Here is a 912-nt window from a genome sequence, read left to right on the forward strand (position 1 = left end):
GGCTTTGGTTGTCACATGGGGCAACAGCGCGGCTACGGCCTGTTTGAGCTTCGGTGTTTTCTCCAGCTCCAGCCCATTGTCCACCAGTTTCGCCACAGCCCACAGCAGGTTAGCAATACCTTGAGTGTTAAATTGGTCTTTGTCTTCTTTTGATTTGGCTTTGGTTTTCACATAGGCCAAGAGTGCGGCCACGGCCTCTTTTAGCTTCGGTGTCTTCTCAAACTCCAGACCATTGTCCACCAGTTTCGCCATGGCCCACAGTAGATTGGCGACTTCCTGTGGCTTGAAGTGGTCTACTTTTGATTCGGCTATTGTTTTCACATGGGGAAACAACGTGGCGACGGCCTCTTTGAGCTTCGGTGTTTTCTCAGGTTCCAGCCCGTTGTCCAACAGTTTCGCCAAGGCCCACAGCAGGTTGGCGATATGCTGAGGATTAAAGTGGTCTTTCTCTTCTTTTGATTCGGCTTTGGCTTTCACCCGGGGCAGCAGCGCGACGACAGCTTCTTTGAGCATCGGTGTTTTCTCAGGTTCCAGCCCATTGTCCAACAGTTTCGCCAAGGCCCACAGCAGGTTGGCAACTTCCTGTACGTTGAAGTGGTCTTTCTCTGCTTTTGATTCGGCTTTGGTTTTCACCCGGGGCAGCAGCGCGGCCACGGCCTCTTTGAGCTGCGCTACCTTCTCCAGCTCCAGCCCATTGTCTACCAGTTTCGCCAGAGTCCACAGCAGGTTGGCGGTAGCCTGGGGGTTGAAGTGGTCTTTCTCTTCTTTTGATTCGGCTTTGGCTTTCACATGGGGCAACAGCGCGGCTACCGCCCCTTTGAGCTTTGGTGTCTTCTCCATCCCGTTGTCCACCAATTTCGCCACTGCCCACAGCAGGTTGGAGATATGCTGAGGAATCAAATGGTCTTTCTC

At 53.1% G+C, this 912-nt stretch carries 1 protein-coding gene; it reads right to left on the reverse strand.

Going from position 1 to position 912, the window contains the following annotated elements:
- Window positions 1–912, reverse strand: a 912-nt coding sequence (locus tag J7438_RS26095; RefSeq protein ID WP_209278945.1) for a DUF1601 domain-containing protein, incomplete at both ends; no start/stop codon positions are given.

Origin of the sequence: Thalassotalea sp. G20_0, assembly GCF_017744175.1 — a bacterium.
In the GTDB taxonomy this organism is placed as follows: Bacteria; Pseudomonadota; Gammaproteobacteria; order Pseudomonadales; family Endozoicomonadaceae; genus Endozoicomonas.